This window comes from Acidovorax sp. 100, assembly GCF_003688355.1.
Classification (GTDB): Bacteria; Pseudomonadota; Gammaproteobacteria; order Burkholderiales; family Burkholderiaceae_C; genus Acidovorax; species Acidovorax delafieldii.
The window spans coordinates 3,994,420-4,010,742 of sequence record NZ_REFD01000001.1; the positions used below are offsets into that span (position 1 = coordinate 3,994,420).

Sequence of the window (16,323 nt, forward strand, 5' to 3'; positions counted from 1 at the left end):
AACTGCCTTCCACAACAATCCCAGACAACGTATCGCGCCATGCCCTACGCCGCCCAACACCTTGCACAACCCCCATCCCGAGACGATGTGGACCGCCTGCCCGGCGCCACAGTGGTCGAGTTCGGTACCCCCTGGTGCGGCCACTGCCAGCGCGCCCAGCCATTGATCGAAGCCGCCCTGAAGGACCGCGCGGACATTGCCCACGTCAAGGTGGAAGACGGCCCTGGCCAGCGCCTGGGCCGCACGTTCGGCGTGAAGCTGTGGCCGACACTGGTCTTTATGAAGGACGGCAAGGAGGTGGCACGCCTGGTGCGCCCGCAAGGCGGCCAGGAATTGCAGGACGCTGTGCAGGCGGTGCTGGCCTAAGCCACCCGCACTGCAACCCGCTGGACCCAGACCGTCCTCACGCTGGCACTGCACATCAGAAAGCAGAAAGGGCCCTGCCGGGCCCTTTCTTGTCTTGCTTTGCTTTTGCTGTTTTGGCAGCTCGCTTTGCTCTCCCACTGAAGGCTACTTGGCCACATAGTCGTGCGGGTGCAGCGGGTGGGCCGGCTGATCCACGGCCACGGCTGTGTTGGCCCCTGGCACCGCCTTGCGGGCAAACAGCGTGTACATGGTGGGCACCACAAAAATGGTGAGCAGCGTGCCCAACGACATGCCACCCACAATCACCCAGCCGATCTGGGTGCGCGTTTCGGCGCCAGCGCCCGTGGCCAAAGCCAGGGGAATAGCGCCCAGCACCATGGCCCCCGTGGTCATCAGGATGGGGCGCAGTCGCTGGGCCGAGGCCTTGACCAGCGCGTCCACCATCTCCATGCCCTCTTCGCGCAGCTGGTTGGTGAACTCCACGATCAGGATGCCGTGTTTGGTGATCAGCCCCACGAGCGTGATCAGCCCGATCTGCGAATACACGTTGAGCGAGCCGCCGCTCCACTTGAGCGCCAGCAGCGCGCCGATCATCGACAGCGGCACCGACACCATGATGACGAGCGGGTCGATGAAGCTTTCGAACTGCGCCGCCAGCACCAGGAAGATAAACACCAGCGCCAGCACAAACACCACGCCCAGGGCACCCTGCGAGTTCTTGAACTCGCGCGAAGTGTCGTTCAGGTCAGTGGTGTAGCCGGGCTTGAGCACCTTGGCCGCCGTCTCGTTCATGAAGGTGATGGCCTGGCCCAGCGAGTAGTCGGACGACAGGTTGGCCGTGATGGTGGCCGAGCGGCGCTGGCCAAAGTGGTTCAGCTCGCGAGGGCTCACGCTCTCCCGCACTTTGACCAGACTGGTCAGCGGAATCATCGCGTCGTTGCGGCCGCGCACATAGATGGTGTCGATGTTCTCGGGCGTGGTGCGGCCCCGCGCCTCGGTCTGCACGATCACGTCGTACTGCTCGGCATCGCGCTTGTAGCGGGTGACGGTGCGGCCGCCCAGCATGGTCTCGATGGCCTTGGCCACCACTTCCACGCTCACACCCAGGTCGGCGGCGCGTTCACGGTTGACCTCGATGCGCAGCTCGGGCTTGTTCAGGCGCAGGTCCACGTCGGGGGACACGATGCCAGGGTTCTGCGCAATCTCGGCCATGAAGGCAGCCACCACCTTGCTCAGGTTTTCGTAGCTGTCCGAGGTCTGGATCACGTAGGTGAGTGGCCGCGAGCGAAAGCCCTGGCCCAGCGATGGCGGCGTGATCAGGAAGGCATTCACGCCGGGCAGGCCCGCCACCTTGGGCTGCAGCTCCTTGGCCAGGGCCAGCGTGGTGCGGTCGCGCTTTTCCCAGTCGACGGTGCGGTAGATCACGCTGCCTTGCGCCACCGTGGGGTTGCCGATGTTGGCAAACACGCGGTCGAATTCGGGGTAGGTGTTGCCGATCTTTTCCAGCTCCAGCGCATAGCGGTTGGTGTAGTCCAGCGTGGCGCCGTCGGGCGCAGTCACGCTGGCCAAAATGGTGCCCCGGTCTTCCAGCGGCGACAGCTCCTGCCGCATGCTGGGGAACACCAGCACCAGCGCCGCGCCGCTCAGCGCCATGACGCCCAGCACGATCCAGCGGGCCTGGAACAGCGCACCCCGCACGCCACTGCGCCCGGCGCCCGCACCACCCCAGCGGGCCGTGACGATCCAGCGCAGCAGGCGGCCATAGGCATCCGAGAGTGCGGTGAGCCAACGCTCCATGGAGCGGTCAAACCAATTGGGATTCGGGTTGTGCTTGAGCAGCAGCGAGCACATCATGGGCGAGAGCGTCAACGCCACAAAGCCCGACACCACCACGGCCCCGGCCAGCGCCAGCGCAAACTCCACGAACAAGCGCCCCGTGCGGCCGGGTGTGAATGCGAGTGGCGCATACACCGCCACCAGCGTGAGCGTCATGGCCACGATGGCAAAGCCGATTTCGCGTGCGCCCTTGATGGCGGCAGAAAACGGGTCGAGCCCCTCTTCGATGTGGCGGTAGATGTTCTCCAGCATCACGATGGCGTCGTCCACCACCAGGCCAATGGCCAGCACCAGCGCCAGCAGCGTGAGCGTGTTGATCGAAAAGCCGGCCAGCGACATCAGCGCAAAACTGCCCACCAGGCTGACCGGGATGGTGATGATGGGGATGATGGACGCACGGAACGTACGCAAGAACACAAAAATCACCAGGGCCACCAGCACCACGGCCTCGATGATGGTGGAGTACACGCTCTTGATGGAGCGGTCGATGAACAGCGAGTTGTCGTTGGCAATGTCGATGCCGATGTCTGGCGGCAGGTCGGCCTTGAGCAAGGGGATCATGGCGCGCACGCCTTTGGACAGCTCCAGCGGGTTGGCCGTGGCCTGGCGGATCACACCCACCGAGATCGCATCGCGGCCATTGAGCCGCACGCGGCTGCGGTCGCTGGCGGGGCCTTCTTCAACCCGGGCCACATCACGCACGCGCACCGAAAACCCGTTGACCGTGCGGATCACGATGTCGGAAAACTGCGCCGGGGTTTTCAGGTCGGTCTGGGACGTCACGCTGAACTCGCGCTGCTGCGATTCAATGCGGCCTGCCGGCAGTTCCAGGTTGTTGCGGCGGATGGCGTCTTCCACGTCCTGCGTGGTCAAGCGATAGCCGGCCATGCGCTCGGGGTCCAGCCACACGCGCATGGCGTATTTGCGCTCGCCATAAATCGGCACATCCGCCACACCGGTCACCGTCTGCAACCGGGGCTTGACGATGCGGTTGATCAGGTCATTGATCTCCAGCGGGCTGCGTGTATCGCTGCTGAAGGCGAGCCACAGCACGGGCGATGCATCGGCCTCCACCTTGGCAATCACGGGCTCATCCACCGCGAGCGGCAGGCGGTTGCGCACGCGGGCCGTGCGGTCGCGCACTTCGGCCGCCGCGTTGTCGGCATCCTTCTCCAGCCGAAAGCGTACGCTGATCTGGCTTTGTTCCGCCCGGCTGATGGAGGTGATCACGTCCACGGCGTCGATACCGGCGATGGAGTCTTCCAGCGGCTTGGTGACCTGCGATTCGATGACCTCGGCCGACGCGCCCGCATACCGCACGCTGACGGTGACCACGGGTTCGTCGATCTTGGGGTATTCGCGCACCGACAGGCGTGTGAAGCTCACCGCGCCAATCAACAGCACCAGCAGTGACAGCACGGTGGCAAACACCGGCCGGCGGATGGAGATTTCAGCGAGTTGCATGGCAGTCCAGAGGCATCAGAGGGTAAGGACAGGCAGTCCGTCAGACGGGAGGGCGGCTGCCAGTGGGCGTGGACCGGCTGGAGGTTCCGGCCAGCTGGCAAGGGTTGGGGCCGGGCAGCGGATCGGTTTCGCTGCGAGCCGCCATCACGCGGCCTCCCGAGGGGGCGGCAGCAGGAGATGGAGATGCCGATGCCGCAGAGGTGCTCGGCGCAGGCGCATCAGCCACCGGCGATGCCTTTTGGCCCGCCCCAGTCGCAGCACCTGAAGCGGCCGAAGCCGGCCGCGTTGCTGCGGCCGCCGCACCACCGTTGCCCTGCTTGCCCAGCTCCACCACGCGCACCTCGGTGCCATCCTTGCGGATGCGCTGCTGGCCCGCCGTGACCACCAGGTCTCCGGCGCTCAAGCCGTCCACCACCTCCACCCACCCAGGTGAACGGACGCCCAGTTTGACCGGCGTGCGGCGCGTCACCTTGCTGCTGGGCTCCTTGCCTTCCACCACCTTGAGCACATAGGGGCTGGTGCCGTCGGGCACGATGGCTTCCTCGGGCACCACAAGCGCGTCGCTGCGTTCGGAAAACACGGTCGTCACCCGCGCGAACATGCCGGGGCGCAGCTGCAGGCGGCGGTTGTCGATGCAGCCACGCACCGCGATGGCCCGCCCATCCGCATCGATCTGTGGGCTGATGGCCTGCACCACGGCGGCGTAACGCGCGCCCGGCAGTGCATCAAAGGTGACCTGCGCGGTCTGCCCCGGGCGCACCTTGCCCTGCAACCGCTCGGGCAGGCGGAAATCGACATACACCGCATCAAGGTCTTCGATGTTGACGATATCGGCCCCGTCCTTGAGGTAGTCGCCCACGTTCACGCCCCGAATGCCTGCGATGCCATCGAACGGGGCCAGGATCTTCAGGCGCTGGGCCGTGGCCTGGGCCAAAGCCAGCTTGGCCTGGGCCACTTCGAGGTTGGCCGCACTCTCGTCCACCGAACGCTGGCTGATGAAGCCCTGGGCCACCAGCTCCTGATTGCGCTTGTGGTTGGCCCGCGCAATCGACAACTCGGCCTGGCTTTGCTGGATCTGCGCACGCGGCAACTGGTCATCCAGCTGCACCAGCACTTGCCCGCGCCGCACACGCTGGCCGTCACGGAAGTTGAGCTGGGTGATACGCCCGCCCACCTCGGGCCGCAGCATCACGCTCTGGCGCGACCGCAGGCTTCCCACGGCTTCGGCATCGTCGCGCAGCGCCATCTGCCGCACGGTCACCGTTTCTACGGCCACGGGGCGGCCAGCACCAACGGGCGTCGTGCCACCAGCCGATGCGCCAGCGCCTGCACCGCCCGCCCCGGCCTCGGCGCGCTGCTGCGGCTGCACGGGTTTCTGCAGCCACCAGGCAGCGCCCGATGCGGCAGCGATGCCGATGACGGCGAAAACGAGGTACTTGTACTTGCTCTTGGACGCCATGGGTCAATCAATCCAGTGAGGTGGGATGCGCAGTCACACAATGTAACAGTGGGTGTGTGCAGCCGCAGCCACCCGCAGCAATATCCCCGGAGCATTCGCCGCTGGTGTGTGATGGCCGTACTGGCCGCATCGGACGCGGGCACAAAAAAAGCCTCCGAAGAGGCTTGCATGCGGTGAGCAGCTGGCGATGGATCTACCTGCGGCCCAGGGCCTGGTCCACGCCCCGGTTGGCCAGCGCGTCGGCCCGCTCATTGCCCGGGTCGCCCGAATGCCCTTTTACCCAGCGCCATTCGATCCGGTGTCCGCCGGTGCTGACCAGCGCATCCAGCCGCTGCCACAGCTCCACGTTCTTGACCGGCTGCTTGGAGGCCGTGCGCCAGCCCTTGGCCTTCCAGCCATGGATCCACTCGGTAATGCCCTTGCGCACGTACTCGCTGTCCAGGTACAGCGTCACGGCACAGGGGCGCTTGAGGGCCGACAGCGCCTCAATCACCGCCATCAGCTCCATGCGGTTGTTGGTGGTACCCAGTTCGCCGCCAAACAGCTCTTTTTCGATCGCGCCAGAGCGCAGCAACACGCCCCACCCGCCGGGGCCTGGGTTGCCCTTGCAGGCACCATCGGTGTAAATCTCTACCTGGTTCAAACTCTGTTCCTGACAATGTGGTGATTGGTTGCTACGACCGGGCATGGAAGCCCGTGGCAACCGCAGAAGGCTATGCTCAAGGCTTGTGTCGAGCCGCAGCAGGCGCAGCCCGCGAAGGATTGTCCACGCGTTGGGTCACCCGGTTGGCGACGGGCACGGTGCCCGCAGCACGCTGACGCTGGGTGCGCCAGGCGGGCTCCAGCAAACGCATGCCATGCACCCGTTTGACGGCGACCAGAAAATACGCGGCACCCAGAATGGGCCACCACTTTTCACCCAGAGGGTCCATCCAGCCAAAACGCTCCAGCCACTGCGCGCTGCGTACCGCTGGACGATAACAGCCAAACCGGGCAGATTCGACCTCGAAGTTCAAAAGCCGCAGCCAATCGCGCAGGCGGCGATAGCCGATGAACTCGCCCACGTCGGGCAGGTACAGCGTGCCTCGCCCCAGGCGCTGGTACAGCCGCGCGCGCCTCTGCCGCAGGCCCCACAGGCTGGTGGGGTTCAGGCCGCTGATGACCACACGCCCTTCAGGGACCAGCACCCGCTCCACCTCGCGCAGCGCGGCATGGGGGTCGATGCTCAACTCCAGCGTGTGGGGCAACACCAGCAGGTCCAGGCTCGCTGCGGGGAAGGGCAAGGCCACAGGCTCGGTGAGCAGGTCCACCGCGCGGCGCTGCAGCGGCCCATCGTCATCACCGGTCTCCACAAAGGCGATGGAGCCCTCCACGGCCTCCTGCCCCATGGCCAGCCACTGATGGGGCATGCGGTTGGCGCGCAGCCCGTCCAGCAGCGGCATGCCGAGCTGGAGACTGTGATAGCCAAAAATATCGGCCACCGCCTCGTCAAAGCGTGCCTGCTCCCATGCGAGCAGGTAGCGGCCAGGGGGGGAGTCGAACCAGTGGTGCAAACCTATAATTTGATCGCTCATGAACTTGCTACCGCTGCCCGCCTTTACCGACAACTACATCTGGATGCTGCACGACGGCCGCCAGGCCATCGTGGTGGACCCGGGAGAAGCCGCGCCGGTGGAGCAGGCCTTGCACCGCTGGGGCCTGTCATTGCAAGCCATTCTAGTCACGCACCACCATGCCGATCATGTCGGCGGAGTCGATGCCCTGCGCCAAGCCACCGGAGCACAGGTGTATGGCCCAGCGCGGGAGCGCATGCCCGAGCCGCTGGAGCGGCTGGCGCAAGGCGATACCGTCAACGCGCTGGGGCTGCAGTTCCAGGTCATCGACGTGCCAGGGCACACGGCGGGCCACATTGCCTACTACTGTCGCGAGATGGACGGAGCGCCCCTGCTTTTTTGTGGCGATACGCTGTTCTCAGGCGGTTGTGGCCGGCTGTTTGAAGGCACACCTGCGCAAATGCTCGACTCGCTGGAGCGGCTGGCGGCACTGCCTGGTAACACCCGGGTGTGTTGCACCCACGAGTACACACTGTCTAACCTGAAGTTTGCGCGGGCCGTGGAACCTGGCAACGCAGCCCTGCTCCACTACAGCAGCCAATGCGAAGCCCTGCGGGCGCAGAACCAGCCCACACTGCCTTCGCACATGGCGCTGGAGCGAGACATCAACCCCTTTCTGCGCGTGCGGCAGGGCCCGGTGGCGCAAGCCGCCCAGGGCTACGACGCGCAGGTGCCCCTTGACGACGCCGTAGCGGTGCTGGCCGCGCTGCGTCAATGGAAAAACGAGTTCCGATGAAAATTTTGCACATTGCCTGCCTGGCCGGCCTTTTGTGGCTGACAGGCTGCGCCACTACGGGCTCGACGCCCGACCAGGCGTCCGCCAGCGGAAACACCACCGGCACTAAGGGCCCTGCGTCGCCCCACACCCCTGTCATCCCCAACGGCCCGCTCAAACCCATCACTGCCGCGCAAGCCACGAGTGGCGAGGTGGCATCGCTCTCGGCCCCCGCCGACTTGTGGGACCGCATCCGGCGCGGCTTTGCCATGCCCGACCTGCAGCATGAGCTGGTACAGGACCGCGAGCAGTGGTACGCCACGCGCCCCGACTACATGCAGCGCATGACGGAGCGTTCCAGCAAGTACCTGTTCCATATTGTTGAAGAGCTGGAACGCCGGGGGATGCCGACCGAACTGGCGCTGCTGCCCTACATTGAAAGCGCGTTCAACCCCCAAGCGGTATCGAGCGCCAAGGCCGCAGGCATGTGGCAGTTCATGCCCGCTACGGGCAATTATTTCGACCTCAAGCAGAACGCCTTCCGCGACGACCGCCGCGACGTGCTCGCCTCCACCCGGGCGGCACTCGACTACCTGCAAAAACTCTACGGCATGTTTGGCGACTGGCACCTTGCCCTGGCCGCCTACAACTGGGGTGAAGGCAGCGTGAGCCGGGCCATTGCCCGCAACCAGAAGCTGGGCCTGGGCACCACTTACACCGACCTGAACATGCCTGCGGAGACCCGCATGTATGTGCCCAAGCTGCAGGCGGTCAAGAACATCGTGGCCAACCCCGATGCCTTCCGCACAGAGTTGCCACTGATCGAGAACCACCCCTACTTCCAGACCGTGGACATCACGCACGACATCGATGTGTCGCTGGTGGCCACACTGGCGGGTATTCGCGAGGAAGACTTCCGTGCCCTCAACCCGTCGTACAAGCGACCCGTGATCCTCGCCGCCGGGACGCCGCAAATCCTGCTGCCCTGGGACAACGCCAAGGTCTTCCAGCGCAACCTGGAGGCCAAGCGTGAAGGCCAGTACGCGAGCTGGACCGTGTGGTCTGTGCCCACCACCATGACGGTGGCCGAGGCGGCACAACGTGCCGGCATGAGCGAGGCGGATCTGCGCAGTATGAACAACATCCCGCCGCGCATGCTCATCAAAGCAGGCTCGGCGCTGATGGTGCCCCGCTCCACCACCACCCGGCAAGACGTGTCGTCCCACTTGGCCGACAACGGCCAACTGAGCCTTACCCCCGAGATCGTCACCCGCCGCACCACGGTGCGGGCCGGCAAGGGCGACACGGTGGCCAGCATTGCGCGGCGCTACAAGTTGGCAGCCGCCAACGTGGCGGACTGGAACGATGTGCGGGCGAATGCTGCATTCAAGGTGGGCCAGCAGATTGTGGTGTACCTGCCGGTGCGCCAGAGTCAGGCGCGCAGCAGCGGCGGCAGCGCTCGCGCATCGGCCGCCACCGCGGGCAAACGCCAGGCTCCAGCGCCTGCGCGGCGTGGCGGATCCCCCTCCAAGGTCAAGCGCCGCTGAGACGCAGGCGCCTCAGCAAAGCCACCTGGGCCCGGCGAAGCCCGGCATTGCTTGGCTGGTCGCTGGGCCCATGCATCAGAACCGGAGCGTGTGCATGCCCAGCAGCCCCAGGATTCCCATGATGATGAGATAAAGCGCCACGATGGTGCTGAGCAAACGCGGCATGACCAGAATGAGGATGCCTGCGATCAGGGAGACGAGCGGGCCGATGCTGAGGCTCAGCGACATGGTGGATAGTCCTTGAAAAATGGCACGGGAATGGGGCAGCACAAGTGCTGCGTGTGTAGCCTGCGCAATGCGTATCGCACGGTGCGATTGCGGTGCAGTGGCAGGTGGGCAGGCGGCTGACACTGTAGTCGATGCCAGGGCCCTCAGAGCCTGTTGACGATCTCGCAGGAGAGGTAAGCAGGCTCTTGGGATCTCCCGCCGCAGCGGCTTGTCAGACGCTGTACTTTTGGCGGGCTTTGCGCACCAGATCGTTGCTGGCCGTACGCGCCAGTTCGACCTTGGCCTCGGCCAGTTCGGGCAGCACGCGCGACAACACGCGCAGTGCGGTAGCCGGACCTTCGTCCGGCATCAGTCCGTTGGTGGAGTAGGTCTCGCGCACCCGGCTGAACGCCGCCAGATAGAGCCCCCGGTCGCCCATCAGGTAGGCCGGAGGCACCGCCTTCACCAGGTCTGCCGGTGCTGCCGTCTGCAGCCACTTGAGCGCATGCACAACGCCATTGACCAATGCCTGGGCCTGGGCAGGCTGCTTCTGGATGAAGGCCTGCGGGGCATACAGGCAACTGGCGGGCATGGTGCCACTGAACATGTCCTGCGCTGCCTTGAGAGAGCGCAGATCGCCCACGATGCGGGTATCTGCCTTCTGCTCCAGCAAGGTCATGATGGGATCGGCATGGCACAGCGCATGCACCTGGCCGGAACGCAGCGCGTTCATGGCATTGGTACCCGAGCCCACCCCCACAAAACCCACATCGCGCAACGGCACGCCCGCACGCATCAGCATCAGGCTGGCCGCCAGATGAGTGGATGAGCCCACCGACGACACACCCACCTTGCGCCCCGCGAGGTCACCCAGGTCCTTGTACGCAGGCACCGACCGCAGTGACACACCCAGCGCCAGCTGCGGGGCCCGCCCCTGCAGCACCAGCGCGCGGTACGCATGACCTCGCGCCTGCGCACGCAACACGTGCTCGAAGGCACCGGAACAGACATCTGCCGCACCGTCCTGTACCGCCTGCCAAGCATGCGCTCCCGCCGAATAGTCCCGCACCACCACGTCCAGGCCTTCGAGGCGGAAGTACCCCAGCGCATCGGCCAGCGCCAGCGGCAGGTGGTACAGAACGCCCTGCCCTCCGACCGCCACGGTCACTCGCCCGAGAGCAGCACCATCGGTCTGCGCACGCACCCGGATGGCAGGCGCCCACACCGCAGCCGCCGACAAGGCAGATACAGCGCCAAAGGCGCGGCGGGTGAGTGGAGGCAGGGACATGGAATCAGGCAAAAAGACAATGCTGCATTGCAACAATCGTGCCGCAGCACAGACGAAACCGCATCAGGGTGAATCCCTGCGGGTTACTACGTACCGCGATAGACAGCCTTCAACCGCAGCACACCGCAAGACGGATGGCGCGCACCCGGGGCGCTCAACGGTACCCGATGAACAGGATGGCAATATTGACCAGAAAACCACCGGCCCAGACTGCGCTGCGGGCCATCGGCATGTCGGCCACGTACATCATCACGTAGAAGATGCGCAGGAAGACATACAACAACGCCAGCAGGTCCAGCAACGTCTGCCCAGCGCCCAGCAGGTGCGCAATGATGACCGCGCCGATGAAGAACGGCAGCGCTTCAAAGCTGTTGGCCTGCGCTGCGTTGGCACGTCCGCGCCAGTCGGTCTGCCGCGAGAGCCAGCCGCGCGGATCGTGGTTGTCAAAACCGCCTTCTTTGCGGGACTTGCCAAAGTTGCCACTTTTGGCCAACCAGGCACAAGCGATGGGCAGCAGTGCTGCGAACAGCACGCACCAATAGGCCACGGTGAACCGCGCGACGTGCAAGGTGGTATTCATTTTCGAGGCTTTTGAGGGCAACAGCGCAGCAAATACAAGCGCTGGTAGCTATTAAATTGAGAGTATTTTAGCCGCAGACATTGTCGGGACGACGGGCTGGCAGGCGCCCTGGCGTCACCGGCGATCCACCAGCGCATGCGCGATCGTTCCCAGGTCCACGTACTCCAGCTCACTGCCGACAGGCACGCCGCGCGCGAGCCGCGTGACATGCAACCCACGGCTCTTCAGCGCCTCGCTGATCACATGCGCAGTCGCCTCCCCCTCGGCATTGAAGTTGGTGGCTAGGATCACCTCCTGAACGGTGCCATCCGTGGCGCGCTCCATGAGCTTGTGCAGGCCGATCTCCTTGGGACCGACACCATCGAGCGGGCTGAGCCGCCCCATCAACACGAAGTACAACCCCTTGAAGGCCCCCGTGCGCTCCAGCGCAGACTGGTCAGCGGGCGTCTCCACCACGCACAGCCGCGTGGCATCGCGGTCAGGGTCCAGACAGGTGCTGCACACCTCCGCCTCGGTGAACGTATGACAACGCGCGCAGTGGTGCACCGTGCCCACCGCTTCCGAGAGCGCCCGCGACAGGGCCTGCGCCCCTTCGCGATCATGCTGCAGCAGATGGAACGCCATGCGCTGCGCAGACTTCACCCCCACTCCCGGCAACCGGCGCAGCGCCTGGATCAGAACGTCGAGGGAGTTGGTGGTGGACATGGAAACGAGCGATGCAGGAAAGATGTGAGGAACGAGCGGGGCAAGGCTTCGACAAGCTCAGCCCCAAAGGATGCCAGCAAAACAACAGGCATGTGGTCCTTGCCTTCACACCCCGCCCTCAAGGGCGTAGCGAGCGGGATCAGCTGCTAGGCGGACGGAGCACAGCCACCGGAACGTACTTGAAGTACGTGAGGATGGCGAGCACCGCCCAACGACGCAGATGGCCCGCTCGGTAGCCAACCCTCAGAAAGGGAATTTCATGCCGCCGGGGAGGCCTGGCATACCTTGCGTCAGCTTGCCCATCTTCTCCGAAGATGTCTCCTCCGCCTTGCGCACCGCCGCATTGAACGCAGCCGCCACCAGGTCTTCCAGCATGTCCTTGTCTTCGGCCAGCAGGCTCGGGTCGATGGTGATGCGCTTGACGTCGTGCTTGCAGGTCATGACCACCTTCACCAGACCCGCGCCCGACTCACCCTCCACCTCGATAAAAGCCAGTTCGTCCTGGGCCTTCTTGAGGTTGTCCTGCATCGCCTGGGCTTGCTTCATGAGGCCGGCGAGTTGTCCTTTGTTGAACATGGTGTGGTTTCCTTTGCTTTCTTTCTGGTTGATCGATTCCCACGTGGGGACTGAAATTCAGTATCCGAAATTCACGGTATTGTGCTTTGCACCGTTAGCGGCCATCGAAACTGCCGCTGCCCAGACCAGTGCTCCCGCGCAAGGGCCGCCCCGCCGCGCTGGGAGCGTTCCCCTCCCGCGAAGCGAGAGAGGGGGAAGGCGCCGAAGGCGACTCAGGGGGTGTTTCATCTCACGCAGGCTTGATACTGCCCGGCACGATTCTCGCGCCGTAGTCACGCATCAGCGATTGCACGAAGGGATCGTTGTGCACGATTTCTTCCGCGCGGCGTTGGCGCTCGGCGGCGGCGGCGGCGTTGCGACGGGCGGGGCTGTCGATGACCACGCCCACTTCCACGCTGATCTGGGTCGCATGGCCCGCAGCTTCAAGGGCCGCACGCAGGCGCTCGCGCGCCGTGGGCTGGTTGAGCGACTCGCGCTCGACGCGCAACAGCCAGTGACCACCGTCGCGCGCCACCAGCTGTGACTGCAGGGCCAGTTCGCGCACCAGCGCCGTGATGGCCTCTGCTGCCACCAGTTGCTGCACCGTGGCATGCCAGACGTCCCCCTCTTCGGTGGGGGTGTAGCGGGCAGATACCGGGGTCGGGGCAGACAGTGGAAGCGGCTGCAACCGTTCGCCGGGCTCCGGGGACTCACGCACTGGGATTGCTACATATTCAGGAGCATTCTGTGCTTTGAATGATTGCGCTACACCGGGATTTTGATCAAACCTCTCGGTGGTGCGTACCGGCAACGCCGTGGCAGCGGGCGCAGCCGCAGTGGTCACCGTACCGGACTCGTCAGAACCCGGCCATGGAGGTGGCTCAGAATCGTTGAACGACTCTGATGGATGGTCTCCGGCGCCAGAAGATGCGGTGCCTGCAGCCACTGCCGGAACGGGGGCCGGGACTGCAGGCGCGGGGGCCGCAGACGGGGCCGGCGGGGCAGCACGCACCGGAGCTGCAGGCGCCGACGGCACAGGCAGGGCCTGGGGGGGCTTCACCGCTGCCCCCCCCACAGGCCCCGGCGTGGCCACCACTGCAGCAGGGGCTGCTGCAATTGATGCAACAGCGCCTGAGGGGGGCGTTTCAGCCCGCGTCAGAGTTTTTTTTTCAGCCGATTCGCCGACGCCGCTGGCTGGCTTGAAGGCCAGCAGACGCAGCAGCACCATGGTGAGTGCCGCGTACTCGTCGGGCGCCAGGCCCAACTCGCCGCGCCCGTGCAGGCACAGGCTGTAGAGCAACTGCGTTTCATCGGCGGGCATCAGTGCAGACAGGCGGGCTGTTTCAGCAGCCTCGGGGTCGTCTGCGTCCACGGCACCGGCCATCTGGGGCACGGCCTGGAACACGGCCATGCGCTGCAGCACGGCACTCATCTCTTCGAGCGTGGAGGCGGCAGACAGCCCGTTCATGCGCAGCGTGTCCGAGGTCTCCACCACGGTTTTCCCGTCACCCTGGGCGAGCGCTTCGATGAGCCGGAACACATAGGAGCGGTCCACCGCACCCAGCATCTGGCGCACACCGGCTTCCTGCAGCTGGCCGCTGCCAAAGGCAATGGCCTGGTCGGTCAGCGACAGTGCGTCGCGCATGGAGCCCCGCGCAGCGCGCGAGAGCAGACGCAAGGCCTGGGGCTCGGCAGGCACGTTCTCGGTCGCCAGCACCTGCGTGAGATGCGAGAGGACGGTTTCAGGCGCCATGGGGCGCAGGTTGAACTGCAGGCAGCGGCTCAGCACCGTGACCGGCACCTTCTGCGGGTCGGTCGTGGCCAGCACAAACTTGAGGTACTCAGGCGGCTCTTCCAGCGTCTTGAGCATGGCGTTGAACGCCGTGTTGGTCAGCATGTGCACTTCGTCGATCATGAAGACCTTGAAGCGCCCCTGCACCGGCTTGTAGACCGCCTGCTCCAGCAGGCTTTGCACTTCGTCCACGCCCCGGTTGGAGGCCGCGTCCAGCTCGGTGTAGTCCACAAAGCGGCCGCTGTCGATGTCGGTGCAGGCCTGGCACACGCCGCAGGGCGTAGCGGTGATGCCGCCAGTGCCATCCGCCCCCTGGCAGTTGAGCGACTTGGCCAGGATGCGCGACACCGTGGTCTTGCCCACGCCGCGCGTACCGGTAAACAGGTAGGCGTGGTGCAGGCGCTGCTGGGTCAGCGCATTCGACAAGGCCTGGACCACATGTTCCTGCCCCACCATCTCGGTGAAATTGCGGGGACGGTACTTGCGGGCGAGCACGAGGTAGGACATGCTGTCGATTCTACGGGCTGGGCCATGCGCCCCTGGCGCCACCAGGGCAAACAAAACAGCCACTGAAAAATCAGGGCCTCCATCCGACGTACAATCAGCGGTGACGGGCCTCCTCGCATGGTGAAGCGGCCAACCGGGTCAGGTGGGGAACCAAGCAGCCCTAACTGTGGAGTCAGTGCCGGGGGTAAGGCTCGTCAACTTCTTCTTTCTTTTTGCGCGGTCGCGCAAAAACTTCCCTCTCTCCAGTATTTCCACAGCGAGCCGTGCGCTTCAGCGGCCGCTCAAGCCCCTGCGGACTGCCCTAGCCAGCGCAGCGCCCCCTCTCCCGCCACACGGCCGCTGGCCATGCTGGCGGTCAGCAGATAGCCCCCGGTGGGCGCCTCCCAGTCCAGCATTTCTCCCGCGCAGAACACACCTGGTAACGCCGTCGCCATGAGGTGTGCGTCCATCGCTTCAAAAGCCACACCGCCCGCCGTACTGATGGCCTCGTCCAGCGGGCGCGCAGCCACCACGGTGATGGGCAGCGCCTTGATCGCATGGGCCAGGGCCACGGGGTCGTTCATGCCGTCCTTGCCCAGGTGTTCGTACAGGATGCCCGCCTTGATGCCATCCAGGCCCAGGCGGCTCTTGAGGTGGCTGGAGAGCGACCGGGAACCGCGCGGGTGGCGCACTTCCACCAGCACGCGCTCAGGCGCATGGTCAGGCAGCAGGTCGAGGTGGAACGTGGCGTGGCCATGGGCCTCCACCTCGTCGCGCAAGAGGTGCGAGGCGGCATAGACCAGGCTGCCCTCCACGCCTGTGGCCGTGACCACGAACTCGCCCCGGCGGCTGAAGCTGTGGCCCCGGCTGTCGGTAAAGCTGAGCGCCACGGTCTTGAAGGGCTGGCCCACAAACTTCTCGGCAAAATGCGGCGTCCAGCCCACGGTGGGCGCAGGCGTGCGGCCCAGCAGCTCCTGCAGAAAGGCGCGGCGCGTCTCGCCCGCAGGTGCGTCTGCACGCAGCACATCAAAGCCGCAGTTGGACGGGCGCAGCGGAGCCACAACCACGCCGCGCTGCGCCAGCAGCGGCACCCAGGCACCATCAGACCCCAGGCGTGCCCAGCTGCCGCCGCCCAGCGCCAGCACCACCGCCTTGGCGGCCACCCGCACCTCGCCTGCCGGTGCGGCAAAGCGCAGAGCCCCCTCCTCGGCCCAGCCCAGCCAGCGGTGGCGCATGTGGAACAGAACCCCTTGCCCGCGCAGGCGCTGCAGCCAGGCGCGCAGCAGCGGCGCGGCCTTCATGTCGGTGGGGAACACGCGGCCCGAAGTGCCCACAAAGGTCTCCACCCCCAGCCCTTGCGCCCAAGCGCGCATCTCGGGGCCGCCAAAAGCCTGAATCAGAGGCTCAATCTGTGGTTCGCGCCCGGCATAGCGACTCACAAAAGGCGTGTGGGGCTCGGAATGCGTGAGGTTGAGCCCGCCCTTGCCCGCGAGCAAAAACTTGCGGCCCACCGAAGGCATGGCGTCAAACACGTGCACGACCACCCCCGCCTGGGCCAACACCTCTGCGGCCATGAGACCCGCCGGGCCACCGCCGACGACGGCCACGTCGCACTGCAAAGCCTCCGCAGACTGGGCAAGTGCAGGGGATGTATCGGAAGGAGGAAGGGGGTGGGACACGTGAGGGCCTTGCTGAATAAAGAAGCGCGTC

The 16,323-nt window shown here is 65.5% G+C and carries 14 protein-coding genes and 1 other RNA gene; 4 read left to right on the forward strand and 11 right to left on the reverse strand.

What is annotated here, in order from left to right; all coding sequences use genetic code 11:
- Positions 1 to 39: 39 nt before the first annotated feature.
- A complete protein-coding gene (locus C8C96_RS18370) occupies positions 40 to 366 on the forward strand; it encodes a thioredoxin family protein (protein WP_121943235.1) in 327 nt (108 codons plus the stop codon).
- 144 nt (positions 367 to 510) lie between these two features.
- On the opposite strand, the gene C8C96_RS18375 is transcribed toward C8C96_RS18370, so the two are convergent.
- The 4 genes from C8C96_RS18375 to C8C96_RS18390 all read right to left on the reverse strand — a co-directional run bounded on the left by C8C96_RS18375 (position 511) and on the right by C8C96_RS18390 (position 6,699).
- Positions 511 to 3,666 carry an efflux RND transporter permease subunit gene (locus C8C96_RS18375; RefSeq protein WP_121943236.1) on the reverse strand — a complete coding sequence of 1,052 codons (3,156 nt, stop codon included), beginning with the start codon at positions 3,664 to 3,666 and terminating at the stop codon, positions 511 to 513.
- Between the two features lie 40 nt (positions 3,667 to 3,706).
- Positions 3,707 to 5,125: an efflux RND transporter periplasmic adaptor subunit gene (locus C8C96_RS18380; RefSeq protein WP_121943237.1), complete on the reverse strand. Its 1,419-nt coding sequence runs from the start codon at positions 5,123 to 5,125 to the stop codon at positions 3,707 to 3,709.
- Between the two features lie 193 nt (positions 5,126 to 5,318).
- The gene (gene rnhA, locus C8C96_RS18385) at positions 5,319 to 5,768 is read right to left on the reverse strand and encodes a ribonuclease HI (RefSeq protein ID WP_121943238.1); all 450 of its coding nucleotides are present in this window, start codon (positions 5,766 to 5,768) and stop codon (positions 5,319 to 5,321) included.
- Positions 5,769 to 5,844: 76 nt separating this feature from the next.
- Positions 5,845 to 6,699, reverse strand: a complete 855-nt coding sequence (locus C8C96_RS18390) for a class I SAM-dependent methyltransferase (protein WP_233584271.1) — start codon at positions 6,697 to 6,699, stop codon at positions 5,845 to 5,847.
- Here C8C96_RS18390 and gloB point away from each other — a divergent pair.
- Both gloB and C8C96_RS18400 read left to right on the forward strand, forming a co-directional pair.
- On the forward strand, positions 6,698 to 7,474 hold the full coding sequence (gene gloB, locus C8C96_RS18395) for a hydroxyacylglutathione hydrolase (protein WP_121943240.1): 777 nt from the start codon (positions 6,698 to 6,700) through the stop codon (positions 7,472 to 7,474). The two genes, C8C96_RS18390 and gloB, sit on opposite strands and share 2 nt — an antisense overlap.
- Positions 7,471 to 9,000: a transglycosylase SLT domain-containing protein gene (locus C8C96_RS18400; RefSeq protein WP_121943241.1), complete on the forward strand. Its 1,530-nt coding sequence runs from the start codon at positions 7,471 to 7,473 to the stop codon at positions 8,998 to 9,000. The genes gloB and C8C96_RS18400 overlap by 4 nt, the downstream gene beginning before the upstream one ends.
- A gap of 75 nt (positions 9,001 to 9,075) precedes the next feature.
- Here the strand turns inward: C8C96_RS18400 and C8C96_RS18405 are convergent, their stop codons facing one another.
- The 6 genes from C8C96_RS18405 to dnaX all read right to left on the reverse strand — a co-directional run bounded on the left by C8C96_RS18405 (position 9,076) and on the right by dnaX (position 14,634).
- Positions 9,076 to 9,228, reverse strand: a complete 153-nt coding sequence (locus tag C8C96_RS18405; RefSeq protein WP_015013605.1) for a DUF3096 domain-containing protein — start codon at positions 9,226 to 9,228, stop codon at positions 9,076 to 9,078.
- 211 nt (positions 9,229 to 9,439) lie between these two features.
- Positions 9,440 to 10,495, reverse strand: a complete 1,056-nt coding sequence (locus C8C96_RS18410) for an ABC transporter substrate-binding protein (RefSeq protein WP_121943242.1) — start codon at positions 10,493 to 10,495, stop codon at positions 9,440 to 9,442.
- A 154-nt stretch (positions 10,496 to 10,649) separates the two neighbouring features.
- Complete coding sequence (locus tag C8C96_RS18415; protein ID WP_056743563.1) at positions 10,650 to 11,075, reverse strand: MAPEG family protein; 426 nt, start codon at positions 11,073 to 11,075, stop codon at positions 10,650 to 10,652.
- A 114-nt stretch (positions 11,076 to 11,189) separates the two neighbouring features.
- Complete coding sequence (recR, locus tag C8C96_RS18420; protein ID WP_121943243.1) at positions 11,190 to 11,780, reverse strand: recombination mediator RecR; 591 nt, start codon at positions 11,778 to 11,780, stop codon at positions 11,190 to 11,192.
- A gap of 243 nt (positions 11,781 to 12,023) precedes the next feature.
- Complete coding sequence (locus C8C96_RS18425; protein WP_055398201.1) at positions 12,024 to 12,356, reverse strand: YbaB/EbfC family nucleoid-associated protein; 333 nt, start codon at positions 12,354 to 12,356, stop codon at positions 12,024 to 12,026.
- Positions 12,357 to 12,585: 229 nt separating this feature from the next.
- Complete coding sequence (dnaX, locus tag C8C96_RS18430; protein WP_121943244.1) at positions 12,586 to 14,634, reverse strand: DNA polymerase III subunit gamma/tau; 2,049 nt, start codon at positions 14,632 to 14,634, stop codon at positions 12,586 to 12,588.
- A 102-nt stretch (positions 14,635 to 14,736) separates the two neighbouring features.
- Here dnaX and ffs point away from each other — a divergent pair.
- Positions 14,737 to 14,833: signal recognition particle sRNA small type (ffs, locus tag C8C96_RS18435), an RNA gene on the forward strand.
- Positions 14,834 to 14,915: 82 nt separating this feature from the next.
- On the opposite strand, the gene C8C96_RS18440 is transcribed toward ffs, so the two are convergent.
- On the reverse strand, positions 14,916 to 16,232 hold the full coding sequence (locus tag C8C96_RS18440) for a TIGR03862 family flavoprotein (RefSeq protein ID WP_121943245.1): 1,317 nt from the start codon (positions 16,230 to 16,232) through the stop codon (positions 14,916 to 14,918).
- Positions 16,233 to 16,323: the final 91 nt, after the last annotated feature.